Origin of the sequence: Stutzerimonas stutzeri, from assembly GCF_009789555.1 — a bacterium.
In the GTDB taxonomy this organism is placed as follows: Bacteria; Pseudomonadota; Gammaproteobacteria; order Pseudomonadales; family Pseudomonadaceae; genus Stutzerimonas; species Stutzerimonas stutzeri_R.
The window spans coordinates 726,298-751,474 of record NZ_CP046902.1 but is presented as its reverse complement, the minus strand read 5'-3'; the positions used below and the strand labels follow the sequence as shown (position 1 = coordinate 751,474).

Here is a 25,177-nt window from a genome sequence, read left to right as displayed (position 1 = left end):
ACTATTCTAATTTGGCCATACGCGCTTTTTGATAAGCTCGGCCGGCATATCCAGCATCGACACTTATAGGACCCGACCATTGTCGAGTGATCGAAAATTTGTTCATCTCATCTACCTGGCTGAATTTTTGATTCACCATTACCTCAATGTCCCAGCCAAAGTGGCTGAGTATCGAATTACAGCTGATTTTGTTGATTTTTATCAAGTCACTTAAATTAACAATTGTCGGTTTAAGGTCGAGCCTTTTGAGTTCGTGTAGTCCCCAAATGATCCGCCGGACATGGAAGTGCCAAAGGGATTCATAGTGCTCCTGAAGCTTTTTTGATACTTCGGGATAGAGCTTTTCCCTATCTCTTCCCCCTGGCAACTTTTTAGGTAGAAGAGAAAGCATATTCCCGATATTTACTCTCTTAGGTTTAAACGAGAGCGCGTAAAGGCCTTCAATGCCATCCTCAATAATCTTCGCATAGCTTAGATCGTTCGAGCCACGACCAGGCTGCGTCGTTTCTGATAAATAGGAGAGTAACCACCCGCGATCGTGTTTGAAAAGCCACGATGTGGCCTTCAATGAGTTCTTCCAGCAGTCTTCTAATGTTGAACTTGGCCAACGATTTACAATCTGCTGTATCTTAGCCCGGTAAACCAAGCTTGTACTTTCTTCCGATTTTGATGGCTTTGAATCTTGCCTGCGTGCTCTTACGAGCGGCAAGCTCTGCTGGTTTTGTAGAGCGCTCTTAAACACATTAAAGTTGCGAAATAAGAAAAAGCTTAGTATTAAATGCCGTGTTATCGGCATATCGAGTTGGTTATCTATTGTGGAAAGACGAATCCACGTTTTTGTCTTCTTGGCAGCGTATGCAGTGTCCGCTTGACAGAGGAATTCGTCTCCCAAGGTCTCGACTATACTTTTGAATAGTGACGCTTGTGAAACTAGGCTGCCAGCTCGGAGACCTAGCGCGGAGGCTCGTGTTCTGTACGCATGCGCAAGGGATTCTTGCGAGATAGTAGGAACGTCTCCATGTAGTAGCTCTTTAGAGAATACGGCGTATTCGTTCTCAACGATGGGAGCGATATTGCTACGCGTGTTTGCATTAACAGACCAACCACACTCACAGGGCAGCCATGGCATGGTTAGAAGTCGATTTTTCGTATAGAACGGCTTGGAGCAAAATTGACATGAGCTCATCAGGGTTTCACTGTGCTTCCAGCAACTGGAAACTCCTGGTATTTGGTGAGCTCTATGCCAATAGCTGGAACCAAACTCATGTTCGTCGCTCTCGCAGCATGCAATACAGAGTTTAGCTGTGCCGTGCACGCCGACCACACGCTGAGGAATTCGTGACAGCGTTGTTGTCGAAGTTTCTTGGCACAGTTTTTTGTGAGAGTTCTCGGTTCCAAGAAACGATGTAAACAATGGCAGTAGCGTATTCGTGTTTAGCAGGCTTTTGAGGTTGTCTGCAGCTTCTCCTGGGAGCCGCTCAGCTAGCTGCGTTATCTTCTTCGGGACAACAACGTCCAAAGGAAACGGGGCAGCATCGAAAGCATCTCTAAAAGTCAGTGGCTGTGTTTTGTTGCCTGATAGAAAATGGTAGCGAGAAACTCTTGAGTGTAGTGTTTCATCGGGAAGTGAAGATGGAAAAAAGGGAATCTTGTGATGCACCGCTACCACTCCTGCTTATCACATACATTCTGGTTAAACGTAACATGGTTTCTATTCACAAATCGCCGTCGATTGCCCAGCTCGGTACCGAACAACCTAACTAGTGCACTCTCACGGTTGAATACCGTGAGGGTGAGGAGTGGCCAGAGTGCGTAACCTAAAAGGCAGATAACGTCGAACTGAATTCCGCGTAAAAGGGTTCTCCACGCATCAAACCGACCTCGCTTCAATTGCTCATTTATCGATGGTAGAAAATAACCTTTTTAGTCGGGCCCAGCGTGGCATGGTTAAACGTAAACTGCCGTTCGGGTTTCTATTACTTGCTCGACCGCAGCATAAAGGTCAACGTTGGTTTGCTGCGTCTTGATTGATACTACTAGGCTGTACCTTACGGTATCGTCGTAACGCTGATGCTTGACCAAAGTTTTCCACCAACCCAATGCGGGATAAATGCCAAGCATGCCTCGCCCTGCTAGGTCAGCAGCTGTACCTCGCCATATGTCCGAATGGAGTGAGCCGCGATGCCTGGTTTGGGTGCCAAGCAGCCAACATGGGTCTGAACCGCCGCCCTGATAAGCACCTTCCTCTTCATCCCGAGCACGCTTGTTGATGCGTTGCCGGAACTGGTCCTTGTCTTCATTAGGGCGACTTACGTCAAATCGAAGCCCATGCGACTCGTAGCGATAGCGGCCTTTGATGCCACGCTCGGCGATTCCCGGGTTTGGCTCAATGAAGTAGGAAAGGGTTACTCGCATCTCCACTTCGACGTTGCCGAGGTTGAGCAATTCCTGACGAGGCCAAGGAAGAAGGTGCAGATGCATGTCTCGCGCGGTGGGAGGTTTCGTGCCTTGCCTCGCAAAAGGCTTCAGTTGGTCCTCAACGATCATTGTTAAGGAGTCGCCGGCGCTATACAGAGCGCGGCCTATATCAGGCACACCAAAGCCGCAGTGTTTTACCAGATTCTCATAGCCGGCTTTTGAATCGCTTGCGAGGAAGTCTTGAAGCATCCGATTAGGCCATTCAGCGGAATGCACAATGAGGGCTCTCACTGTCTCTGGCCAGAACAGTGGGTAACTCGTTGAGATCTGGGCCGCCATCCGCGCGGCCAGAGCTGAAGCTGCACTAGTTGCACAAGTGGTTGATAGCAGCCGTCGTTGGGGTTCATGTGAGGTAGTCAGCAGCGACAGACACGGTTCGGTGTAGGCCGATTGCCCATCTGTAGCTAAGTTGCCCCCTTCGAAAACTACGTCTGGCTTCAACGGCCAAGCTGCGTTAGACCAGGTCCCTGAGGTTGTACTGTAGGGGCTCAAGCTTCCAGCTGCCGCGACTGGCAGCAAGCCAGAGTTAGGGGGATCGATCGTAACCTTCATGGTATAGGCTCCAACGCAAAGGGCGTTCCACGCCTGCGCTGGATCGTTGATACCGTCAGTGGTGACGCTGTTAGGGTAGTGAATAGCTTGGTTCTTATCGGCATTACCTGCTGATAGGACTATCAGTCTAGGATTGGCTCTCTCGCCCAGAACATCGCACGCGAGTTCATCGATAGCTGAGGACCACGCCGAGGGCCGGCCGCGATCTCGATCATCAAGGCTGGTGATTGCCATGCTGAACACACGACGTATTTCCGGCTTGGATGTATCTGGCTGGGTAACCGCATCAATCGTCAGCGAGCCATAGGGCTCTTTCTTAACTTGCTGAGCTGTGGGGAGCAGCTTCACCGATTCCAAGCGGTGACCAACCGCGACAGGCCCTTGGCTGGCGAGCGGGTCAAAAAGGTCGCCGTATAAAGCGATACCGGCCAGCCCAGTACCGTGGCCAGCCAAATCTGATAGCCCCCAGGCGCTGTTGACCGTATAGAGATCGTCTTCGTCAATGTGCTGTGCAAGAAGCGGGTGGCCCCGGTTAACACCTGTGTCCAGCAAGCAGATACGAATGCTGCCATCCTCAGCGGGGATCGTCCGCTCAAGCAAATCCTCTACCCACTCTCTCTGTTCCGGTGGCGACATGGCATCGAAGAATTCGGCCGTTTCCTTTGCTCTACGAATCTCGGCGACTTCATTGAGCAGCGATAGCGATTGAGTAATAGCTTCGCGGGAGGCATAGACGTTGAGAACTGTTCTCTCGGGAAACTTCAGCGCCTTGTCAGAGGTTTCGAAACCACATGCTTCTGCAATCGACTTAAAGCGATTAAGCACTGCTTCTCGACCATCTCGAATCGGGAGCCAAAACTCCCACCATATGGTCTCCGCTTCGTTGAGCGGCAATACCGCAGGGTCGTCCGTCCACAAGGCATTAAACGCTGCGGTTCTGATTTCTTGGATCGGGTTCAGAAGCGGTGCATTGCGAGGAATTCCTTTCGCTGTGGACGCTTCCAAATACTGATGAACAAGATTCTCGAAAGCTTTGAGCTGCCCATCCGGAACAAAAACTGTCGCGAGCTCCGTATTCGTGGCGGGATCACGTCGTAGGTTCAGGAGTTCAATGCGCTGCGCCCCGCGGGCGAGGCCTTCGAAGGCAAGAGCGTAGCCTGGCTCACTCCTGAATTCGATCTGCAGGCCAAATCCACCTTCTGACCTAAGCTGCGTTTCAGCAGTTTGCCGCTGATGTCTTACCGCCTCTGCCATCTCTTGGCTTGCACGCTTGAGTTGGCTGAGAAGCCTAGCACCATGCGTTGTTCGATCTGGCGAGGGGTAACGAGGGTCTCGTTTTGCCGATGCTGTGGACTGGAAGCGTTCCGCTAGCCCTTGTCCTTGGAGGTGAAAATGAGGCCGTTGTCCCTTAGTTGGTTCCGTCATCGAGATGCTCTACTACATTAGGAGCGCTGTCTCCCGTGGAACGCCTTCCGCTCCGTAAGGTGCCTCTCCACGTCCTTGATTGCCACCTCGGTTCGATCTTGAATGATCGCGTCCTTGATTGCGTCGTCCGCGGCTCTCGCCAATTCGGCATAGCTGAGGCCTTCTGCGGTGGTGCAGAGCTTATCCCAGCTTCTAATCGACTTCGAGAAGTTCAGCAGTCGGTTCTTTAGCACCGTTTGAATTTGCTCCTGGTTGGGCAGGCCATATTCGATAACATCGTCGAATCGACGGAACAGGGCGTAGTCGAGAATTTCGGGATGATTGGTGGCAGCGATGATCAGACTGTTCGACTGATCTTGCTCGATCATCTGAAGGAAGCTATTCAGCACTCGGCGGATTTCACCGACATCGTTCTGAAGGCTGCGCTGGGATCCGATAGCATCGAACTCATCGAAAAAGTAGATACCCCGAGTGTCGCGTATTGCATCGAATATCTGGCGCAGCTTTGCCGCGGTTTCTCCCATGAACTTAGTTATCAAGCTGTCGAACCGAACGATATACAGAGGAATGCCCAGTTCCCCAGCGAGGGCCGAAGCCGTCATCGATTTTCCGGTACCGGGCGGGCCGACCAAGAGCAATTTACGACGTGGAGACAGGCCGTGAGCACGAATTTTTTCAAAATTGCGCTGCTCGCTCATGATCCTTTCCAGACGGGAATGGGTTACCTCATCCAGGACCATTTCAGAAAGTCGAGTTTTGGGAAGCGCAGCGCTAAGTAAGCTGCTCAGCTCGCCACGCGGCTGGCCTATCGGCACAGGCATCCCAGAAGGCAAGCGGTTCTTCTTGGCCGAGTCGATTAGCGCTCGCAGATCCTCTGCTAGCTTGCCGTGCCCCTGCTTGGCCTCGTGAGCTGCCAATTGCATGGCTACGGCTAGAAAATGCGAATCATCGCCTTTGATGTGCGAGCGCAGTAGCGCTTTCAAGTGTTCGCCGCTAGCCATGAGTTTCTACCTTTTGCTCAACGATATTTTAACCGTTCGAGACCCATTCAGACGGAAGATGGTTGGTATTTTGTTGCCTACCGGTACCAGCTCAGCCTGTTTGCGTGTAGTTATCCATAGTTGCTCTTCCAATGGCAGTAGCCATCCAGCTAGGAAGGCTCGCGCGCACAGAGCTCAACTTGCTCCATTCGTCATCGGGCAAACGCTCCCTAAGCGCTGCTGCTGCCCCGTCTGCTCTGTCACGGCCTATCCAAGCGAGCGTTCTGACGGCATCGCCAGCAAGGCTGTTTCCAAGCGAAAGCATCCAGTAGGGAGCCCGCTGGAGTGCGACCGTCTGGTCTCCAACGACCACTTTCAGACTGCGACCAGTGGTAAGTAGCACTTTCTCTACGGGTCTAGTCAGAGCTAGGCCAAGCGAGTTCGCAGCACATTGGCCTGTAGGCGCGATGGCTTGCTTTTTCCACGCTGCGATCGATTTCGCCACTGACTCAGCAGACGGAGCACGGCCTTGGCTTTTGATCGATAACGGAAGTGCATAAATTCCGCGTGCCACCCGTATCAAATGTCCAGATTTAACTAGGCGGCAAAACGCTTGGTCGACCGCAGTGCGGCTTCCCAGGTGGAGAAACTCTTTAGGTGCGAGCACGCCTCCATTTCTCAACAACTGGCTGCGTTCCCGGATCGCGCTAGGAATTGATGACATATCGAGTCTCGGTTTAGTAATGTCAGATATTAGAAGACACTTCTGACATATGATCAACAGCCAGCGACTTGCTAAAGGGCTGGTATCGGTGTCACGTATGGCGACTACTGCTGCCTGACGGGGCTGAACTGGCTGTTGGGTGACGCACCCGAACCGTCACCGCGGTGGACGTCTGAGCTAGACTGATGCCAACCAGTCATAAGCGCCTACCTTCCTCTGTAGGCTTTATCAGCTCCAACACATTGGCTTTGGCCTATTGCCATTCCGTTCGGCGGCCGCCAGCCCTATCGCAGGAGTCTAGGGGATAGATTGGTTCGTGATCTTCTGTATTGGAGGTATGTATGAGGCTGATCGCCGAACCCGTAGCAATACGTTCGACCTTCACGGGTGACCTGAAAGCGGTGGCTGCTCGCCTAAACGCCGAGAAAGCAGAGCAAGCTGTTGTCATAACGGTGGACCACGCCTCGGCTGAAACGCTAGCTGCGTTGGGCGAGTCGCTGGAGGCGGCAGCCCGATTCATCACCGACACGACGTCCAAGGATCATCAACTCACAGTTGAGCGAATGGTTTCGCTGCTAGTGCCTCAAGCTCCTGTAGGACCAGTAATCCTCGTGGAAGCGCAGATGTTAGCCGAGGCCAAAAAGGCCGTATTGGAGAGCGGTGACTGGCTGTCTGAGCGGGACATTGCGCTTCTGGCTGAATCCAACTGCAGTGCAAGCTCGCGGCTCAACGAATGGAAGAGAGAACGCCGTATATTCTCTATTCACCACAACGGCAGTGCCTACTACCCGATTTATGCTCTGAACAAGGACGATGGGTATCAGCCGCTTTCGGCCATGGCCGAGGTGCTGAAGGTATTTGACGGGGAGAAGGATGATTGGGGCTTGGCATACTGGTTTATATCAATGAACAGCTATCTTGGAGGCGAGCGCCCCCAAGACCTGCTCATTGCCGTTCCGGCACGCGTAGTGGCCGCGGCAGAGTATGAGGTTGCCGGAGTAACCCATGGGTAAATCAACGCCCCCTTGAGACCCAAACACCAGTTTTAGTGCTCTCACACATCACCATCCGAGGCGAAATGGTGATTGCACACTAGAAGCTTACGAAACCCCGTCAAAGGTTGGTGCTCATTCGTTTGGGAAGCGATCAGTGAATTATAAGTATTTATAACCGTTTATAAGAGGAAGCAGCTATAAACGGCTATATTTTATTAGATATCGAGGATCCGGCGTCACGGTTAAGGTGCTATCTCGGAAAGCACGACGGACGAATCCCCGATTTGCGCTTAACTAGAGAAGTTTCGCGTCTAGCGTCCAGCGTGGCCAAGTCCTGATTCTGACCGCTCGCTTTGCGTGAGAGCTGCCGAGTGGGAACGCTAGCTTCCATGACAGCGACTTCCCAGCAGTCGCAGTGATAGCTCTTGATGCACCGACCATCGCCTCAGGCGTAGACGTCTATGCTGAGTACTTGATTCGGTTGGGTGTCACGGGAGGCAGGTAATGAAAATTACGGAAAAGATAGAGGTCGATACAGTCACCGACGTGGTGTGCGATGTCTGTCAATGTTCAGTTCGGGTAGCTATCGGCGGATTTCAATTCGCGACGCTGCATGCCCACTGGGGCTACGGCGCTAAGCATGACGGCGAGCGGTATGAACTCCACATTTGCGAAGGATGCTTTTTCGGAACATTGGCATACCTCAAGCAAGAGCGGCGCATTCACAATATGTTTAGCGAAAACAACGATAAGAACGAGCTGAGTGACCGTTTCGGTCTAGTAGCTGCAGATGATTACTTCGGCGATGGAGCTAAGTCGGCGCCAGGTTGAGGCATAGCCGCTTTCGACCAAAAGTCTACATTTCGTGTGCCAGCGCAGCTACCGCGAAGCTTTCAAGCTCTGTGTAATCGCCGCTGGTATTGGCTCTTTCGAGAAAGAAGCCGCAAATGCCCGCTGCTGTAGGTCCATCTCTATCGCATCGCATGGAATCACCGACCATCCATGTTGCGCCCGGCTCAGCACCTAGCTGGTTACAAGACCAACGATAGATTGCTGGATCCGGCTTCATTACGCCAAGATCGCAACTGAACGCATAGGCATCCAAGTCGGGATAACAGCGTAAAATAGCTTCTCGGTATGGAAACGCCAGGTTTGAGCAAACGCCAACGCGAACATCCATACGCTGAAGCATCTCAACAGCAGGAGGCCCGTCGGGATAAGGCTCTATTGCAGCAATCTCCTGAGCCAAGACCCGCTCTAAAAATTCGAGCTCTTTTGGACTCGCTGGAATTTCGAGCTGCGCTGCGGCTTGAGTCAACGTCATCGGAATCTTCATCAGTATGCTCGCGTCGTCAGATCTGGGCCGGCGCCCATTCGCTCTACCAATGGTCAACAATTGCCGGTAAGGATGTCTTCCATCCTGGATCCTCAACAGGGTACCGAATGCATCGAAGATAACTGCTTGGACGGGCATGATCTGTCCTTACGAAAAATATTCGACAAGTGAGCGATGTCTTGACGCGGTACTGGTACAGAAATCCTTGTACCGCTCTAATCGAGCCCTCACAGATTCAATGTAGAAGCGCGGATAGAAAAGATTGTCTGGCTTTTTTACAAAGCCTGAACAGTGATCTGCCGTTTCTGTCTGTTCAGCCAGCGCAATATCCAACGCACAGACTCTTGCTGCAACGCAACCTGGCGTGTTGCTAGCCTTCAATCATGCGAATGGCCGTGGCTTTCGACTTCAGACTGGGTTTTCGGCTCGCCGCCACCACATGCCGACAGTAAGCCCAGCAGGCAAACAAGGAGAAAAGAGCGACTCAAGGGAGTTGTGGTTTTCATCGTGTAATCCTTTCTATTTCAATCATGGATGTGGAAGCCCCTGCGCCTCATGACGGAGGGGCTTCGTGTCTTAAATGACTCGTTTGACGCTCAGGTACTCGCCCTTGGTCTTGAGCGTGATTGTCACGTCGCTGTTGCTACGGTTACGCCAGAACCAGCCGTGGGTGCCATCAAAAATGGCAGTGAATTCGCCTTTGTCACCTTTAACCTGCTTGGCCTTGCTGTAGCTGTGGTAATAGCCCTTGGGGCCGTTGTAGGGCTCGCCATGGGTATCGTGATTAACCGGAACGCCATTGGTCGCCCACTCGTAGCTGACCGTGGCCTTGTCCAACATTTCCAGCTTGATCTCACTGGCCTCGCCTGGCTTCAACGTGACAGTCACTTCATCGGACTTCAGGGCTGGCTGTGCCTCTGCTACCGGCTCAGCCGCAGGTGCTGCCACAACTTGTTCTTGAGGTGCCACCTGAGCAGGTGCGGGAGCTTGTACTACCGGTGCCGCCGCTGGCTGAACAGTCGCATCCGCTGCCGCTTCTTCGGCCAGGATTTCCTTCATTTCACCCATCTGGGTGAGGCCTAGTACGCGGCCAACGCCCGTTGGGTCGATGGCGTATTCAGAGGGCATCACCACGGTGACCAGCAAAACAGCAGCAACACCCACTGCGATCACAGTTGAGCGCAGCAGTTGGCGACTGGTCGGCAATTCGCTTTGGGTCGGAAGCTTGGTATTGAACATGCTGAGAATTCCTTACGAAGAGACGATCAGGCCGGTGAGCTGGTAACCCATCAACAGGAAACCGGCGCTCATCATGGCGACGTTGGCGGTGTAGGCATGACGCCAGAAGCTGGCAGTGCGCCGCCAGTAGCCCATGACGATCAGAATGGCGCTCAAGGCCAGGAGCTGGCCGATCTCGACGCCAACGTTGAATGCAACAAGGTTGGCAATTAGGCCGTCTGCAGATATTTCGTACTCCTGAATCTTGGTTGCCAGGCCGAAGCCATGCAGCAAGCCAAAGATCAGCGTGGCCGCCTTGGTATTCGGCTGGTGGCCGAACCAACGCTGGAACGCGCCCAGATTATCCAGCGCCTTGTAAACCACCGAGAAACCGATGATGGCGTCGATCACATAGGAGCTGATGCTGATTTCCGCCAGTACGCCGAACAGCAGCGTCACGGTGTGTCCCACGGCGAACAGGGTGACGTAGAGCCCCACGTCCTTCAGGCGGTAGAGAAAGAAGATCACCCCGAACAGAAACAGCAGATGGTCGTAGCCGGTGATCATGTGCTTTGCGCCCATGTAGATGAACGGCAGCACCATTACTCCAGAGCTTTCCTGAATAAACCCCTTGTCGCCCTCGGCCACAGCGTGAGCCAGCGCGTCAGGCATGCCGAGAAACAGTAATGTGGTGAATAACAGCAGCAGTATTAGCGAGCGGTTTGGGCGCGCGGGAAATGCGCCCATACCGCACATGGATAGCGAATGCATGGTTGAGTCCTAAGTGACTGTGGTCTTGGCCAGATAGCGGCCGGTGTCAGAGCGCGAATCTTGGGCGTGGTGGCCGCTCGATCAGGAAGATCGGACTAGGAGGGATGGCGTAGCGCGTGGATTCTATCGGCTGCGGACGCTCTGGCAGCGTACTGAGGATGAGGAGCGTGGTCAGGTAAGGCGTTTCGTGCACGTGGTCGGCAGTAAGCGTGGAGTGGTAGTGATCCGTGCATTTGGCACAGGCCGAAATACCCGTGATGTGGGAATGCGCATGAGCACGGTCCTCGCCGCTCCACGCACCTTGGCTCATCCCAGGGCCAAGCGCGACGCTATGCCCGGCCCATGCCATTAGCATGACGAGAGCAAGGGCAAACGTTAACTGAGCACTGACCGGTTTACTGAGCATGCGATGTGTCTTCAATTACAGATTCGGCTGGCCGCCCGACGATAACGACAGGTTTGCCATATCCCCCCGGGGGGGATAGGATCAAAGCGTAAGTCATCGAGGCATGGGACTCAAGGCATGAGCGATCAAGAACACGCCCATCAGCACCAAAGTCATAGCGATATCATCAAAAGGTTGAAGCGTGCCGAAGGTCATCTGCGCAGCATCGTGGGCATGATCGAGGCCGGTCGCGCCTGTGTGGACCTTGCCCAGCAGCTACACGCGGTAGAAAAAGCGGTCTGCCAGGCCAAGCGCACCTTGATCCAGGACCATATCGATCACTGTCTGGAGCATGCGCTCGCGGCCACCGAGCAGGGTGACACCACCGCTCTAAGCGACTTCAAGCAGATCACCAAGTACCTTTGATCTTCTTTCGCCGCCCAGCGGAGCACGCCATGACCTGGATAGTGACCAAATACCTGATTACTGCACTAATGGTGGTCTTGGTATCCGAAGCGGCCAAACATGGCGACCGTATTGGCGGGGTCATCGCCGCCCTGCCCATAGTCACGGTGCTGACCTTGATCTGGCTGCACATCGAGCATCAACCTGGACAGAAGATCGCCAACCATGCCTGGTACACCTTCTGGTATGTGATCCCCACGCTACCGGCGCTGTTGATGTTCCCGCTCCTAATGTCTCGCTTCGGCTTCTGGCTGGCACTGGCGGGTTACGCATTGGCCACGTGCCTGTGTTTCGCCCTGTTCGCTTTAGCAATGCGCCGCTTCGGCATCGAATTGTTGTGATTGTTCGTTTTCCTTGATCCGGTAGGCCCATCGCATGCCTCGGATCGCCTCATTGCTGCAAAATGAGATGCCAGATTCCCTACAGCGTTTGACCGACCGCTTCTGGCCGTTGCACAACCGTCACGTCTCAAACCCCTCACTCTGGTAGCGCCAACGCTTCTCCTTTAGGACTCCACCAACGGTACACCTGCATGAGACCACGCTTGGCGGCGACCGCCAGCGCCTGGAGCGCTACAACACCCGCACTGACGAATAGAGGCCAAAAACGGCGGTTCGATAGCTCCAGCCGCATCCGGTCGGCTAGCTCGCTGAAGAGTAGGGTGGTTTGGTCCATGCTTCATCTCCTTGTTGGACGCTGAACAATTCTTTGCGGTTCCGCAGCGAGCCGGATGGCCATTTCAACAATGGCAACTGGGTGATACCTGAACCGTTACGTTCGCCCAACCGTCCATCAAACAACGAAACGGTTCACCAGTGCATTCAGATCCACAGCAAGAGAAGAAAGCTCGCGGCTGGCCGCGCTGGTCTGGTTCGCTCCGGCAGACGTCTGGACTGAGAGGTCCCGTATGTTCACGAGGTTACGGTCAACCTCGCGTGAAACTTGGACTTGCTCTTCTGAAGCACTAGCAATCACGAGGTTACGCTCGCTGATCAGGCTGATGGCTTCTGATATCTCATCGAGTGCTTCGCCTGCCGCTTTAGCCACATCGAGGGTAGATCGAGCGCGTTCGTTACTCGACTGCATTGCACTGACAGCCCGCCCAGCACCCTGCTGAATTCCAGAGATCATTTGCTCGATTTCTTGTGTCGATTGTTGAGTGCGATGAGCAAGCGCACGAACTTCATCAGCCACGACAGCGAAGCCGCGCCCTGCTTCGCCCGCACGAGCAGCTTCAATAGCAGCGTTCAGTGCAAGAAGGTTGGTTTGCTCTGCAATGGCTCGGATAACGTCCAGCACTCTGCCAATCTCGTTGACCTTGCTAGCGAGCTCTTCGACCTGTACGGCAGTGCCGGTCACATCGGCCGCTAGGGCGTCGATTGCACCGACTGTCTTGATGACCTGCTCACGACCACGCTTGGCCGTCCGGTCCGAGTCCCGTGACGCTTCCGAGGTAGCTACTGCGTTCCTTGCAACTTCATCAACTGCGGCTGTCATCTCATTTACAGCAGTAGCCGCCTGTTCGATCTCTGAGTTCTGTTGGTGTAGACCTCGGGTCGAATCCTCAGTAACCGCGTTCAATTCTTCGGCCGCCGATGCTAGCTGGCTCGACGAGTGAGAAATACTCTTGATGGTTTCGCGCAATTTCCCTTGCATGTTTTTCAATGCTTGAAGAAGGCGCGCCGGCTCATCATTACCCTGAATCTCGATATCTTTTGTCAGGTCACCACGTGCAACAGCTTCTGCAGCCTGTACAGCCTGGTCAAGAGGAACCGTTATGCTCCGTGTGAAGAGAATTGCTAGAATTATCATGAGCATCATGGCAATACCTATCGCAATACCCGTCAATATAACTGAGCTTTTATAGACTGAGGCAGATTCAGCAGCCGCAGCCGAAGCCCCGTCGCGATTGACTTTAATAAGGTCGTTCAGGCCCGCCATAAGCTCTTCTGCGTGCTTGTTGATTTCGCCATTCAGAATTTCCATAGCGGCATTGCGTTGACCATTCGAAGCAAGTTGGACTACCTCCGCCTGCAGTGGCATGTAACTCAGAGTGGCCTGCTTGAAGCGCTTGAAGGCATCGTGCTCCGCATCGTTTCCGATGAAATTTTCGTATGCAGCCAGTTCTTTAGTAATCCAGCCACGTAGCTCGTCAACGGTTTTGCGGTTTTCTGCCTGCATTTGTGGATCTGTGTACACGACCGAGCGAAGGGTCATTTCCCTCAGACGAACCATGTTCTTACTAATCTCGCCTGTGGCCTCCACTCCCGGCAGCCAGTTTTCATCGACCTCCAAAGCCTTTGCACGCATATCGCCCATACGGGTTATCGATACGACGCCAAGGGTTAGGACTATCAGCGCTATCAAGCCAAAGCCAATGCCAAAACGTGTTGCCACTTTAAGTTTACGTAGCGACATCTTTCTAGTTCCTAAGTGAACGGCAACTGCCTGGCTCGCTTATCGGCACGCCGTTGCATTCGCTAAATGTATTCCAGAAGTTTTATTGACCTAAGGGTGAGGATTCGGACCGGTGGCAGTAGATCTATGCTCATCAATCCAACAGCGGCGGGTCTCCCTATGGCCGCCCCGTACGTAGCGAGAGACTTTCCCATCTCAAACGAAGTAGCCTCATACGCTTCTGCTATAGCTCGCTATCAGGGCTTATCTGGCAGTTGCTCTTCTTCATTCCCGCCCGCGTTTTTGCTATTGGAGCTGCCGCTGGCACCCGCCGTGTTGCCGATCAGGCTCGCAGTCGCGGTCTGAATGAAGGCGCTCAATTGCTCGAGAAGTGCCTGATCCATTGAACTGCGTTCGAGCCTCGTGCTTCGAGGCTGCGCACCCAGGCGGTACCGGTAAACCCGCGCCTCCAGTCCTTTGGGCTGTACTACGATACGATCGCCGCTCAGCATGGCAACCGTTTGATCACCGCCCGAAGGCTTTATGATGCCAAAGCCTGGATCGCCAGGTGGCAGGCTCAGCAAATCACGCCCCCAGCACTGATGGCGCACCGTCCCGTCCAGCCGCCCCATAATCGTTGGCACCACATCTACTTGGGTGCCGACAATGTCCTCAGTGCTGCCGAATCGTTCCTGGATGCCGGGGGCGATCAGCAGTAGGGGGACATGAAAGCGATACAAGTCCATCTCAGTCAGCTGCTCTTGCGCACCGAAGCCATGGTCGCCCACGACGACGAAGAGAGTGTTTTTGAAATAGGGTGCTTTCCTGGCTTTCTCGAAGAACTGGCCCAATGCCCAATCGGAATACCGCATCGCGGTCAAATGCTGATCCAGTGAGCCATGGCCGTCGACCGGCTCCACCGGTAGGGGAGCGGGAAGCGCGTAGGGCGTATGGTTAGAAAGCGTCTGGAGCAAGGCGTAGAAGGGCTTACTTCCGTCCTGTTTGAGCAACTCTGCAGCCGCGCGATCGAACATGTCCTGATCGGATACGCCCCACGTAGGGTCGGAGACGACCGGGTCGACATAATCGTTGCGCCCTATGAACCTGGTCATGCCCTGGTTACTGAAGAATCCTGACTGGTTGTCCCAGGCGAAATCGCCGTTGTAGACGTAGAGATCCTCATAGCCACGAGCGCCAAGTAATTGTGGCAGACCAGAAAACTGATGCCCCCCCTCCGGCGTCTGCATCAGATATTCGAACCCGGGCAGATTGGGGAAGCAGGCCATGGTGGCGAACATGCCTTGGTGGGTATGGGTACCGTTGGAGAAGAATCGGCGGAACAGCAGACCGTCCCTTGCCAATCGGTCAAAGTTTGGAGTTATGCCAGCCTGGCTGCCAAGCGCACCAACGAAATGGCCTGCAAAGCTTTCCATCAGAATCACCACCACGTTGCGGATCGGCAGGCGAGTATCGGCGGGGGCCTGGTAGTCCCGCCGAACGGCGGCTGGGTCTGAGTCGACAAGTTGCTCGTTCGGACCAAGCAGCAGGTCGCGGGTGACGACGACGGCCTTGTCGGCCGGCATGGAGGGTTCCCAGATGTTGTCCCGCTCGGCGGAGAGGCGGCTTTTTCCTGCCGCATAGAGGGTCAGCGTGCCGTTCAAGCCAAGCTGGTTGGCGAACATCGATTCGGTGGTGAAAGCGTCGCCCCAACGCAGAGGTGGGCCTTGGCGAAGGGTACCGCGGGCGCCGGCGACAGAAAAGGTCAGGCATAGCAGTAATGCCAAGCTGCGAGCAGGCCATGAGTGCAAGAGTCGGCCACTGCGCTGAGACTCGTTTGATCGGCCGCCGGGTGAGCGCCGCCGAGTCAGCCGATCTAACCAGGCAAAGAGTATAAAAGCCGCCCCGCTCAGAGCCATCCAGGCCAGCAAGAGACGCACCACAGGAAAGCCGTGCCAGAGCATGCTCAGCACAGTCGCGGGGTCTTCCTGTATGTACTGGAAGACCAATCCGTTCAGGCGTTGATGGAATTCCCGGTAGAAATCCAGCTCTACAATGCCTAGAAATATCGTCAAGCTGGCTGCGACGCTTAGCCAATAACGCTGCCAGCGGCGGGCAGCCATCAACCGCGTGCTCAGCAACGCAAGAATCAGGGGAGCGCAGAGATAGATGACGACGCGCAAGTCGAAGCGCAAACCGTTGAGAAAAGCCTCGGCAAAGCTCGCCGTAGACGTATCGCCGATTAGCTCGTGGTTGTAGATAAGCAGTCCTAGTCGCAGCAGTGAAAAGAGAGCGAGAAGGACGATTGCGCTCGATATGGCAAAAGTGAGGTGTTCGAGAGTGCTTGGCGTTGCTGCACGCGCCGCCGCACGACCCGCAGGCCGCTGGTTTTGGTACATAGGGAACCTTCAGAGGCGATTCAGTTCTAGGATGCGATTGCGGCCCTGCTCAGCGAGCAGATAGCGGCGAGGAGCGACAGGTAGCAGCGTTTGTGGCGAGCGCAGATGGTCGAGAACGACATGCTGGGTTCCGCTCTTGTCCATCAGCAACAGACGAGCCATGTGGGTGGCGTCCTCGCTGACCCAGAGACCCTCCTCAGTACAGAGGAGATAGCCGGGTTGGTTAAGGCCGGACCAAACGGTCTCATCCGCGCCGTCTTCTTTTAGGCGCTTGACCCAACCACGCGTTTTCTCGGCGTAAAACAGCTGTCCGTCGGGGCAAACGGTGACCGCCTCCGCTTCGTTAAGCCCATCACGGAGCACAACGGTCTTGCCGCTCTGTGGGTCGAAGCGCAACAGCCGGCCGCTGCTCTGGTCCTCAATGGCGTAAAGGTAATGCCCATCGCTGGCGAGCTGTTCGACACCCTGGCCGAGCAGCAGGTTGCTGGTTTGGCCGCCATGCATCCAAAGGACGGGTAGATTTCCACCTTCCTGGCTAATGGCGAGACCGCCGCGATAGGACAGCAAGCCATCCGGCTTGGACAGCCCCTGCATGACCTGAATAAATCTTCCGTCCGCCTGCTGCAGCAAAACGGTCCCTTTGCCACCGTGGTATTCCTGGGTCGCGTAGAGTTCGTTCCGGTCGTCCTTAGCCAAGGCACTGACCCTCTCGATCGAGTCCCGGTACACGCTATGAGTCCAGCCAGTTTCGGCGGTTACCGGCGCCAAGTGACGCCATGCTGGAAACGCCAGTGCTAGTGCCAGGACGATGAGAACGCCAATCATCAATTTCAGGTAGCTGCGTAGCGGGTGCCGAGCGGTGTTTGCCAAACGGGTCCCGATCATAAAAGGACCACTCCCCAGACAATCGCTATAAGCGTCAGCGCGAGAAACTGGGCAGCACTGCCCATGTCTTTGGCGCGCTTGGAGAGCGGATGGATAGTCAGAGAAATACGGTCAATAGCCGCTTCGATCGCCGAGTTGAGCAACTCCACAATCAAGGCCAGGATGGCCACCATGATTAGTATGGCCCGCTCGCTGCTGCTCACGTCGAGCAGGCATGCAATGGGAATCAGTATCAGGTTTAACAGGAGTAACTGGCGGAATGCTGCTTCACCGACATAAGCGGCTTTCAGGCCGGCCAGCGAATAGCCAGTTGCATAGAAGATCCGGCCGAGGCCCGAGCGCCCTTTGAGGGCCTGCGCATTAGCTTCACAAGCGATCGGCTCATCGCTCATGCTATACGTTCCCCGAGAGAAGCGCCGAGCGACCGGAGATAGGTCTGGTGGAAAAGCAACCAGTCCTCTTGTGGCATTTCCTCTTTATGGCGGTACAGCTGTCGCAAATCGTGCTGCGAAGCCGCCGAAATGCGCCAACGCCGCCGACTCTTCTCCAAATCGAGCAAGGCAACCTCGACCGGTGCTTCCACGCTGGAATTAGAAACCTTTACGAAGATGTGCTTGGGATAGCAGCAACCGTGCTGCCAGCCGGCAAGGTGCAGGCGTGCCAGGGTAGACGCCAGTTGCTCTAGCATTTGCCTGTTTAGTGCGTTGTCGTGTTGCTCTTGGCGGGCAGACCCATACCATTCCTGCAGGCTGATAAACCCGTCCAATGCCTGCGTGACTAGCACGGCTTGCCACTGGCCCGAATTTTTTCTCGAAGCGCAATAGACGATATTTGGGACGCGGATTCCGATTCGGCGAAACGCCTCAATAGCTTGTTGCTCGCGTAATGCGGTCGGGCGCCCGAATGGATGGAGCACCGAACGATAGATGTGCCCAGCCTGGCGCTTGCAATAGAGAACGGGCCGGTGCGTGTCGCGTGGCACCAGACGCCTGACGCCGCTCTCACCACCGCGGCGCTGGTTGGGCGGTTCTACCCACTCGCCTTCGCTGTGCCACCAACGGTCGAAGCGCGTATCGGAGCTCTGGGATGGTTGCAGTTCGATCAAGGCCCTCATCGTCAAGCCACCTTGCGTAGCGTGTAAACGCGCCACATCGCGTAGCCCGGCAGGAAGTCCTGGTAGCCGATAATCTGGAAGCCAGCCTCGCGGAATTCCGCTTCGATCACTTGGCGCTTTACTACGAAGCGGTTCTGGTTTTCCGACCCTCGGCCCTGACTGGCGCGTTTGGCTTCCAGGCGTTTGCGTTTCCAAGCCTTGTAATTGCCGTCCACCCAAAGCGAGATAATGACGGTGTCGCGGGTTACCCGATGAAATTCACGGAGTATGGCCAAGCGGTGCTCCGCATCGGCGATGTGATGAAGCAGGCGGATGCAGAAGATGCAATCGACCGCATTCGGACCCAGGGTGATATCGAAGGCCGAGGTCTGAAACGTCTCGACCCGCGAGACGACCTCAGCGGGTTGCGATGCCTGTGCCGTGGCCAGCATATATGCCGAGTTGTCGGCCGCCAGAACCACACGGTTGGGCTGCTCCGCCAGCAGGGGCCAGAAGCGTCCCGCACCGCATGGCAGGTCGAGCACGAGATCGGGCTCATCGGCCTGCTTGAGCGCCCGCCGGGCTAGCTGTTCATCACGCCAATGGGAGAGCCGCCTAGCCAGACCATCGTGATGCTTGTGCAGGTATTGCACCGCATGTTCTTGGTCATATTTGCGCGAAAACTCAAGCTCAATCGGAGGGGGTTTGGACATGTCGGGCCTTCCACAAAGGAGTACGCCCGATAATCTAGAGAGGCCTGAATCAAGCGGCCGTCAAAACCACGTGAAAAAAACGTCAACGCTCACGATTGTTGATCTTGGTCCAACACGACTCGAAAGCTGCTGCCACAGGGCGGCAGGTCGCAGACCCTGATGGTCCAGCCTTGGTGCGCACAAATTCGTTTGACCAATGAAAGCCCCAGGCCCAAGCCCTCACCACGGGGATGATCGCCCCGCACGAACGGGTCGAAGATGCGCTCGTGCTGGTCAAGGGGTATACCTGGGCCGCTGTCTTCAATCCGGAACCCACCCTTCCCGATAATCAGACGTACCCAACCTTCGTCGGTGTAGTGCAACGCGTTTCGCAGAAGATTGGACATTACCGTACGCAGGAAGGTGTGGTTGTAAGGCGTGGCGTCAATATCTTCTATCAGCAACTCAAACCGAAGGCCTTTGTCTAGTATCGCCGCGCCCCAGCGTTTGCCTTGTTCGTCTGCAACGCTCTCCAAGGTGGCTTCTCCAGCCAGCGAGGCTTCTTCAGGTTTGCTTCGGGCAAGCGTAAGGAACGTTTGTACCAAATCGCTCATTTCTTCAGCCGCGCGGCCGATGCGCGCTACCTGTTCACTTTCCCGCGTGCCGAGGGGGGAGGCCTCCAGCAATTCACACGAAGAGCTTACAATCATTAAGGGAGTGCGCAATTCGTGGCTGACATCGCTGGTGAAGAGGCGCTCGCGTTCCAGAGAGCGCCTCAGCTGTACAAGTGTACTGTCGAACGCGGAGGCTAGGTGTCCGATCTCGTCATCAGCATAGTCCGGCGCCAGGAGAGGGGCGATCGGGTGAAGCTGGTCGCGATGCTGTACCTGCTGAGCCAGCCTGGTCACTGGCGCCATAACTTTCTTCGCAACTATACGGCCAAGCAGCCACGCACCTGCGACACTTAACAAGAAACCAGCCAACACCACGTCGAATAACACTTGCTCACGGGCTTCGAACTCGTGCTGCTCCTGTACCAATAAATAGCGTTCGCTGCCAACCTCACGGGTGTAAACATAGAACGCCTCGTCGCCGTTTACTACCTCGCTGAAACCCGGCTGGGTTCGCGAAAATTGCGCTGGAATCGCAAATTCGATCGAGCTTGTGGCAAAGAAACGTGTGCTGGAGTCAAGGCGTGGGCGCAGCCCCTGCCCGATTTCCTGTAAGACGATGTTCAGCTCACGGTCGAGCTCTTCAGAAACCAGATGTTCCTCAACAGAGTGCACGATGCCGACGATGCCGAGGGAGAAGAGTCCGCTCACGATCAAGGTCATCAGGGTGAATGCGATAACGATGCGCCGGGCGAAAGGCTGTTTAGCTAACATCCGGTTGCTCCGAAAGGCGATAGCCGACGCTGTGGATGGTTTGCAACAACGGCTTGTCGAAGGGTTTGTCGATAACTTGGCGGAGCTGATGGATGTGGCTGCGCAAGCTATCGCTGTCGGGCAAATTCTCCCCCCAAAGCGCATCCTCAAGCGCGTCCCGACGGACCACCGCAGGACTCCTGCGCATGAGAATTTGGAGTAGCTTTAAACCGACCGGATTGAGCTTTAGGGTCCGTCCAGCACGGACCGCATGCAACGTATCGAGGTCGAGGCTCAAGTCGCTGACTTGAAGCATCCGTTTCCGGCTGCCCTGGCTGCGTCGAAGGATGGCCTCGATTCTTGCCACCAGTTCTGATAATGCGAAGGGCTTGATCAGGTAATCGTCAGCGCCGGCGTTGAGGCCCTGCAAGCGGTCGTTCAAGGCATCGCGCGCGGTAAGCATAATGATCGGTGTCTCCCGTCCAGCGTCTTCGCGAAGACGCTGGCAGACCTGATAGCCATCGATGCCCGGCAGCATGATATCCAGAACGATAAGGTCGTACTGCTCGGTGGCGGCCAGATGTAGCCCACTTAGCCCATCCCTAGCACAGTCGACGGTAAAACCCTTGAGCTGCAGGTAGTCGAGTACGTTGGCGAGAATGTCACGATTGTCTTCGATTACGAGGATGCGCATAGGTACGGCTCACAGCGAAAGTTGACGTTTTTTTCACAGCGTTTTTACGAAGGGCTCACGGGCAGATGGGCAAAGTGCGGCACGTTCATCCACCAAGGATCATACGATGCCGCACCTCCGATATGCTCAGCTTCGCTATCTATCATTGATTTTGACAACATGGCTGGCGGTGTTTTTTTTGACCCGCAGCGCGCTACTGATTGGCCACTTAGGCGATGCAAACTCCGGTGTCGTTCAACTGTTCGGTATCTATGGCATCGGGGTGATGTATGACGTCGCTTTTTTGCTCTACGCGGCACTGCCGCTGACACTCTATCTAGTCCTCTGTCCGCGCCGGCTGTGGGAGCACCCATGGCATAACGGGTTCATGCATACGCTGCTTGCAATTAGCCTGTTCGCAATGCTGTTCACAGCCGTGGCTGAGTGGCTCTTCTGGGACGAGTTCGGCGTGCGTTTCAACTTTATTTCGGTCGACTACCTGGTTTATTCGGACGAGGTAATCAATAACATCCTCGAGTCCTATCCAATTTATCCTCTGCTGGCATTCCTGGCCTTGATAGCCGTTGTAGGTACGGTGTTACTGCGTAAGGCCACCGATGCCGCGTTGCAGGCCCCACTGTTACGGTGGCGGGATACCTGGACGACGCTGGCCGCCATATTGTTCGCTGCCGTTGCCACTACTTTGGCCGTGGGTCAGGATTTTCCCCGCGGCATCGGCGGCAACGCCTATCAACGGGAGTTGGCGAGCAACGGTCCGTTTCAATTCTTCGCGGCGTTTCGCAACAACGAGCTGGAATACCCGCAGTTCTACGCGACGCTGCCCAAACAGGAGGTGGCCGCTCAGCTTCGGCAGGAGGTCAGTGAGCCTAACGCCCGCTTTATAGGCACCGATTCGCTAGACGTCCGCCGGATGATTGACAACCCCGGCGAGCCGCTGAAACTCAATGTTGTTCTTGTGACCATCGAAAGTCTGAGCGCTAAATACTTGGGGAGCTTTGGAGATGGACGTGGGCTTACGCCAAATATGGACGAACTCCGGCAACAGAGTCTTTTTTTTAGTAATTTCTATGCCACAGGCACGCGTACTGATCGCGGACTAGAGGCGATCACATTGGCGATCCCGCCGACTCCGGGGCGCTCGATTGTTAAGCGGATCGGACGTGAGAGCGGGTTCGCCAGCCTGGGGCAGCAGTTCAAGGAGCAGGGCTACGACAGCGTCTTTATGTATGGCGGACGCGGTTACTTCGACAATATGAATGCTTTCTTCGGCGGTAACGGCTATCGCATCGTCGATCAGAGCAGCGTTTCAGAGTCAGAGATTCACTTTAAGAATGCCTGGGGCGTCGCCGATGAGGATCTTTACGCTCAGGCGATAAAACAGGCAGATGCAGATCACGCGACCGGAAAGCCGTTTTTCCTGCAACTGATGACAACGTCCAACCATCGCCCTTACACCTACCCCGAAGGGCGAATCGACATTCCATCTGGAGATGGTCGGGCCGGTGCGGTGAAATACACAGACTATGCGATAGGGCAGTTCCTGGAGCAGGCGCGGCAAAAGCCTTGGTTCGATCGAACCATCTTCATCTTCGTAGCCGACCACACGGCTGGAAGTGCCGGAACCGAAGACCTGCCGGTGGCCAACTACCATATTCCGCTTTTCGTATACGCGCCGAAGGTCATCGAGCCGCAGGAGTTTGCCGGGCTGACCAGCCAGATCGACTTGGCACCAACCCTGCTCGGCCTCCTCAACATGGATTACACCTCGACGTTCTACGGCCGCAACGTACTGCGCGCGGACGCTACCCCTGGACGGGCTTTGATTGGTAACTATCAGCACCTAGGGCTGTTCGATGGTGAGGATCTGGCCATATTGAGCCCTCGGCGGGCGGTGCGTCGCCATGACAATGCGTTGCGGCTGAGCCATGAATCAGACGTCCAGATCACCGACCCGTTGGCCCGGCGAGACATTGCCTTCTATCAGGGTGCAAGTTACGCCTTTACGCGAGGGTTGCTGAGCTGGCAGCCAGATCGATCGAACCAGACCCAGCTCAGCAAGCGATAAGTTATCGCCCCCTCTTGCCCCCCCGCTGTCGGGGGCACCGCTAGGAGTGACGCTATGTCCTGCCTCACCTCGAAAGGCTCCAAGCCCTTCAACTTCTATTTAGGTCTGGGTATCCCGCTCCTGCTGATGACTCTCTTGCTGATCAGCGAACCGACCGAAATCGATTTTGCGGTCGCTACACTATTCTACGACCCAGAAAACGGGTTCATCGGCCGGCACAGCTGGTTTCTTGAAGATGTACTGCACGACCGCGCCAAGCAAGCGGTGATCGGAATCGGAGCTCTGGCTATTCTCGGTTTTTTGCTGAGCTTGCTGCCGACAAGGTTGAAAGTCTGGCGCCGACCGCTGGGCTATCTGGTACTTGCGCTGGCTTTATCCACCAGTATTGTTACGCCACTGAAGGCGCTTACGGCTGTTCATTGCCCATGGAGCCTAAGCGATTTCGGGGGCGTGGAAACCTACACCCCGTTACTGAGCGAGCGTGCCCCGACCCTCAAACCCGGACGTTGCTGGCCGGGAGGACACGCTTCTGCCGGGTTTTCGCTGATTGCTCTCTATTTTTTTCTCCGCGACCGCCGACCGCGCGCGGCGGCATGGGCTCTTGGGCTAGCTCTGGGTTTGGGAGCAGTGTTCTCCGTTGGACGCATGATGCAGGGCGCCCACTTTCTTTCCCACAATGTCTGGACACTGTTGTTCGACTGGGTGATCTGCCTATTGACCTACCGGCTGGTTTTGTATCGATCGGTTGCAGAAACTGCCGGAGCGGCTGGTACTAGCTCTCGCGTCAAGGTGCGGGCTCCGCCCATATAACCTGCGATAACTCCCCATCCAACCTATCAAGGCGGACAAAACACAGCGAAATGGCAGCCTTACAGATGCTGGAAAGCTGCGGCGCCGTTCTTTAAGCGACTCATTTGCGTCGCAATGCCTGCCCCTTGGCTTGGTCGACATGGTGCCGCCATTCCCTGTCGCGGTCGCTCCAGTTTCGGTCCCACGCCTCGCGTTCAGCGGAGCGGTCCGCCGTGGCCTCGCATTGACGAAAGCCGTCGTTCCAGCCTTCTGCATAAAGGGGTTGGGCGAGATAGCGAGGGACATTTTTTCGAAATTTATCTAGCGCACCTGCGGCTTGCCGTCCACTGCTGCATCCGGCCTCGAAACCGTCAGCAAACTCCACGGGATAACCCTCGGCGATCAGTTGCTCATGAGTGCTTTGGCAACCCGCCAGCGATACCGCTGCCAGTAGGCCGGCTATAAGCATGCCGCATGGTTTAATTACTTCCCGCATAGGCGTGCGTGGTTTTGGTCTGCGCACGTTAATGGCGTAGAGATTCTTCAACTTCAATGGCATTACTCCTTATTAGCCTATCCGCCACGAAAACCGTGCGCGACAGGCCGTTGAGCCAACTCCGTCGAGACGATAATCAATCGCGGATGAAATTTTTGTCAAAGTAATGATTGGAAGATCCACGCAAGTCTGCCCAAACCAATGCATGGCGAATCCCCGGGAGCTCGGGAGCTATGCTGCCTCGACCTGCTTGGAAAGCCCCGTATGTAGTTTTGGCCTTCGAATTCCGTCTTATATGAGAATGTCGGCACGCCATGCTTCCCAAGACAGTACCGTTCGGAGTTGGAAGCCCATATCTAGTAGATAGAATAGCCACTATTTGATAAAGGAAATTTCATGAGCAAAAAATTACAGCGCGTCCTCCAATGGGCCAGGGCTCTTAAGCGGCAGGTAATGGTGTTGTGGTTCAGCTGCAAGCACCCCGACACTCCCTGGCTACCAAAGGTTGTAGCTATTGCGGTAGTCGCCTATGCCCTGAGTCCGATTGATTTGATTCCCGACTTTATCCCGATATTAGGTTATCTAGACGATGTCATTTTGTTGCCTTTGGGGATCTGGCTGGTTATTCGTCTATTGCCGGCCCCAGTGCTGGAGAAGTGCCGACTCCAGGCCGAGGAGTGGGATTCCAGCCACTCACCTCGCCCTGTGAGTTGGGGCGCGGCAATCGTGGTCGTCCTCATTTGGCTGTCCTTACTAAGTGGGGCCTGGGCACTCGTCACTCACTACTGAAGATGCTTCCGGGCCGGTAGCCGTATAGCTAGAAAAGCCAAAAGTATAACGTTTCGCATAATTAGGGATCTTTTTTCGACAGCACGCATTCCTAGTTGTAAACCACGACAAACCTAGACACATAAGCGGCACCGACGCTCAGACGGAACATTGGCGGCGTGCGCTGCTCGTAATACAAGTACCGGATT

Annotated in this window: 25 protein-coding genes; 7 read left to right on the top strand and 18 right to left on the bottom strand. The window is 55.1% G+C overall.

Going from position 1 to position 25,177, the window contains the following annotated elements; all coding sequences use genetic code 11:
- Position 1 precedes the first annotated feature (1 nt).
- From GQA94_RS03390 to GQA94_RS23360, 4 genes are all read right to left on the bottom strand, one after another.
- Positions 2 to 1,660: a TniQ family protein gene (locus GQA94_RS03390; protein ID WP_158186741.1), complete on the bottom strand. Its 1,659-nt coding sequence runs from the start codon at positions 1,658 to 1,660 to the stop codon at positions 2 to 4.
- Positions 1,661 to 1,947: 287 nt separating this feature from the next.
- Positions 1,948 to 4,284 carry a S8 family peptidase gene (locus GQA94_RS03385; protein ID WP_158190014.1) on the bottom strand — a complete coding sequence of 779 codons (2,337 nt, stop codon included), beginning with the start codon at positions 4,282 to 4,284 and terminating at the stop codon, positions 1,948 to 1,950.
- Positions 4,285 to 4,472: 188 nt separating this feature from the next.
- Positions 4,473 to 5,456: an AAA family ATPase gene (locus GQA94_RS03380; RefSeq protein WP_158186740.1), complete on the bottom strand. Its 984-nt coding sequence runs from the start codon at positions 5,454 to 5,456 to the stop codon at positions 4,473 to 4,475.
- Positions 5,457 to 5,547: 91 nt separating this feature from the next.
- Entirely contained in the window at positions 5,548 to 6,159 is a 612-nt protein-coding gene (locus GQA94_RS23360; RefSeq protein WP_233270214.1) for a DUF6088 family protein, read from the bottom strand.
- 341 nt (positions 6,160 to 6,500) lie between these two features.
- Here GQA94_RS23360 and GQA94_RS03375 point away from each other — a divergent pair, with 341 nt between their 5' ends.
- Together GQA94_RS03375 and GQA94_RS03370 are read left to right on the top strand one after the other, a co-directional pair.
- Complete coding sequence (locus GQA94_RS03375; protein ID WP_158186739.1) at positions 6,501 to 7,172, top strand: hypothetical protein; 672 nt, start codon at positions 6,501 to 6,503, stop codon at positions 7,170 to 7,172.
- Positions 7,173 to 7,658: 486 nt separating this feature from the next.
- Positions 7,659 to 7,985 carry a hypothetical protein gene (locus GQA94_RS03370; RefSeq protein ID WP_158186738.1) on the top strand — a complete coding sequence of 109 codons (327 nt, stop codon included), beginning with the start codon at positions 7,659 to 7,661 and terminating at the stop codon, positions 7,983 to 7,985.
- Positions 7,986 to 8,010: 25 nt separating this feature from the next.
- Here the strand turns inward: GQA94_RS03370 and GQA94_RS03365 are convergent, their stop codons facing one another.
- From GQA94_RS03365 to GQA94_RS03355, 4 genes are all read right to left on the bottom strand, one after another.
- Complete coding sequence (locus GQA94_RS03365) at positions 8,011 to 8,628, bottom strand: HAD family hydrolase (protein WP_158186737.1); 618 nt, start codon at positions 8,626 to 8,628, stop codon at positions 8,011 to 8,013.
- 239 nt (positions 8,629 to 8,867) lie between these two features.
- Positions 8,868 to 8,996 carry a hypothetical protein gene (locus GQA94_RS23520; RefSeq protein WP_256371959.1) on the bottom strand — a complete coding sequence of 43 codons (129 nt, stop codon included), beginning with the start codon at positions 8,994 to 8,996 and terminating at the stop codon, positions 8,868 to 8,870.
- Positions 8,997 to 9,066: 70 nt separating this feature from the next.
- Positions 9,067 to 9,729, bottom strand: a complete 663-nt coding sequence (locus GQA94_RS03360; protein WP_158186736.1) for a transmembrane anchor protein — start codon at positions 9,727 to 9,729, stop codon at positions 9,067 to 9,069.
- A 12-nt stretch (positions 9,730 to 9,741) separates the two neighbouring features.
- Positions 9,742 to 10,479: a HupE/UreJ family protein gene (locus GQA94_RS03355; protein ID WP_158186735.1), complete on the bottom strand. Its 738-nt coding sequence runs from the start codon at positions 10,477 to 10,479 to the stop codon at positions 9,742 to 9,744.
- Between the two features lie 523 nt (positions 10,480 to 11,002).
- Here GQA94_RS03355 and GQA94_RS03350 point away from each other — a divergent pair.
- Positions 11,003 to 11,290: a metal-sensing transcriptional repressor gene (locus GQA94_RS03350; protein WP_158186734.1), complete on the top strand. Its 288-nt coding sequence runs from the start codon at positions 11,003 to 11,005 to the stop codon at positions 11,288 to 11,290.
- Between the two features lie 29 nt (positions 11,291 to 11,319).
- The gene (locus GQA94_RS03345) at positions 11,320 to 11,670 is read left to right on the top strand and encodes a DUF3147 family protein (protein ID WP_127838693.1); all 351 of its coding nucleotides are present in this window, start codon (positions 11,320 to 11,322) and stop codon (positions 11,668 to 11,670) included.
- 136 nt (positions 11,671 to 11,806) lie between these two features.
- Here GQA94_RS03345 and GQA94_RS03340 read toward each other — a convergent pair whose 3' ends face one another.
- The 9 genes from GQA94_RS03340 to GQA94_RS03300 all read right to left on the bottom strand — a co-directional run bounded on the left by GQA94_RS03340 (position 11,807) and on the right by GQA94_RS03300 (position 20,850).
- Positions 11,807 to 12,004 (bottom strand): hypothetical protein, encoded by a 198-nt coding sequence (locus GQA94_RS03340; protein ID WP_158186733.1) that lies wholly within the window; start codon positions 12,002 to 12,004, stop codon positions 11,807 to 11,809.
- Positions 12,005 to 12,121: 117 nt separating this feature from the next.
- On the bottom strand, positions 12,122 to 13,747 hold the full coding sequence (locus GQA94_RS03335; RefSeq protein WP_158186732.1) for a methyl-accepting chemotaxis protein: 1,626 nt from the start codon (positions 13,745 to 13,747) through the stop codon (positions 12,122 to 12,124).
- Positions 13,748 to 13,983: 236 nt separating this feature from the next.
- On the bottom strand, positions 13,984 to 16,122 hold the full coding sequence (locus tag GQA94_RS03330) for an LTA synthase family protein (protein ID WP_158186731.1): 2,139 nt from the start codon (positions 16,120 to 16,122) through the stop codon (positions 13,984 to 13,986).
- A 9-nt stretch (positions 16,123 to 16,131) separates the two neighbouring features.
- On the bottom strand, positions 16,132 to 17,007 hold the full coding sequence (locus tag GQA94_RS03325; protein ID WP_199270098.1) for a hypothetical protein: 876 nt from the start codon (positions 17,005 to 17,007) through the stop codon (positions 16,132 to 16,134).
- Positions 17,004 to 17,399 carry a diacylglycerol kinase gene (locus tag GQA94_RS03320; RefSeq protein WP_158186730.1) on the bottom strand — a complete coding sequence of 132 codons (396 nt, stop codon included), beginning with the start codon at positions 17,397 to 17,399 and terminating at the stop codon, positions 17,004 to 17,006. Before GQA94_RS03320 ends, GQA94_RS03325 begins: the two co-directional genes overlap by 4 nt.
- The gene (locus GQA94_RS03315; RefSeq protein ID WP_158186729.1) at positions 17,396 to 18,121 is read right to left on the bottom strand and encodes a lipopolysaccharide kinase InaA family protein; all 726 of its coding nucleotides are present in this window, start codon (positions 18,119 to 18,121) and stop codon (positions 17,396 to 17,398) included. The genes GQA94_RS03320 and GQA94_RS03315 overlap by 4 nt, the downstream gene beginning before the upstream one ends.
- A 2-nt stretch (positions 18,122 to 18,123) precedes the next feature.
- The gene (locus GQA94_RS03310) at positions 18,124 to 18,813 is read right to left on the bottom strand and encodes a class I SAM-dependent methyltransferase (protein WP_158186728.1); all 690 of its coding nucleotides are present in this window, start codon (positions 18,811 to 18,813) and stop codon (positions 18,124 to 18,126) included.
- Between the two features lie 89 nt (positions 18,814 to 18,902).
- Entirely contained in the window at positions 18,903 to 20,177 is a 1,275-nt protein-coding gene (locus GQA94_RS03305) for a sensor histidine kinase (RefSeq protein ID WP_158186727.1), read from the bottom strand.
- Positions 20,167 to 20,850, bottom strand: coding sequence for a response regulator transcription factor (locus GQA94_RS03300; protein WP_158186726.1), 684 nt, complete (start codon positions 20,848 to 20,850; stop codon positions 20,167 to 20,169). The genes GQA94_RS03305 and GQA94_RS03300 overlap by 11 nt, the downstream gene beginning before the upstream one ends.
- 106 nt (positions 20,851 to 20,956) lie before the next feature.
- On the opposite strand from GQA94_RS03300, the gene GQA94_RS03295 reads away from it, so the two are divergent.
- Both GQA94_RS03295 and GQA94_RS03290 read left to right on the top strand, forming a co-directional pair.
- Positions 20,957 to 22,915 (top strand): LTA synthase family protein, encoded by a 1,959-nt coding sequence (locus tag GQA94_RS03295; RefSeq protein ID WP_158186725.1) that lies wholly within the window; start codon positions 20,957 to 20,959, stop codon positions 22,913 to 22,915.
- Positions 22,916 to 22,969: 54 nt separating this feature from the next.
- Positions 22,970 to 23,725, top strand: a complete 756-nt coding sequence (locus GQA94_RS03290; RefSeq protein WP_158186724.1) for a phosphatase PAP2 family protein — start codon at positions 22,970 to 22,972, stop codon at positions 23,723 to 23,725.
- Between the two features lie 100 nt (positions 23,726 to 23,825).
- On the opposite strand, the gene GQA94_RS03285 is transcribed toward GQA94_RS03290, so the two are convergent.
- Entirely contained in the window at positions 23,826 to 24,173 is a 348-nt protein-coding gene (locus GQA94_RS03285) for a hypothetical protein (protein ID WP_199270135.1), read from the bottom strand.
- 423 nt (positions 24,174 to 24,596) lie between these two features.
- Here GQA94_RS03285 and GQA94_RS03280 point away from each other — a divergent pair, with 423 nt between their 5' ends.
- A complete protein-coding gene (locus GQA94_RS03280) occupies positions 24,597 to 24,989 on the top strand; it encodes a YkvA family protein (protein ID WP_158186723.1) in 393 nt (130 codons plus the stop codon).
- Positions 24,990 to 25,177 lie beyond the last annotated feature (188 nt).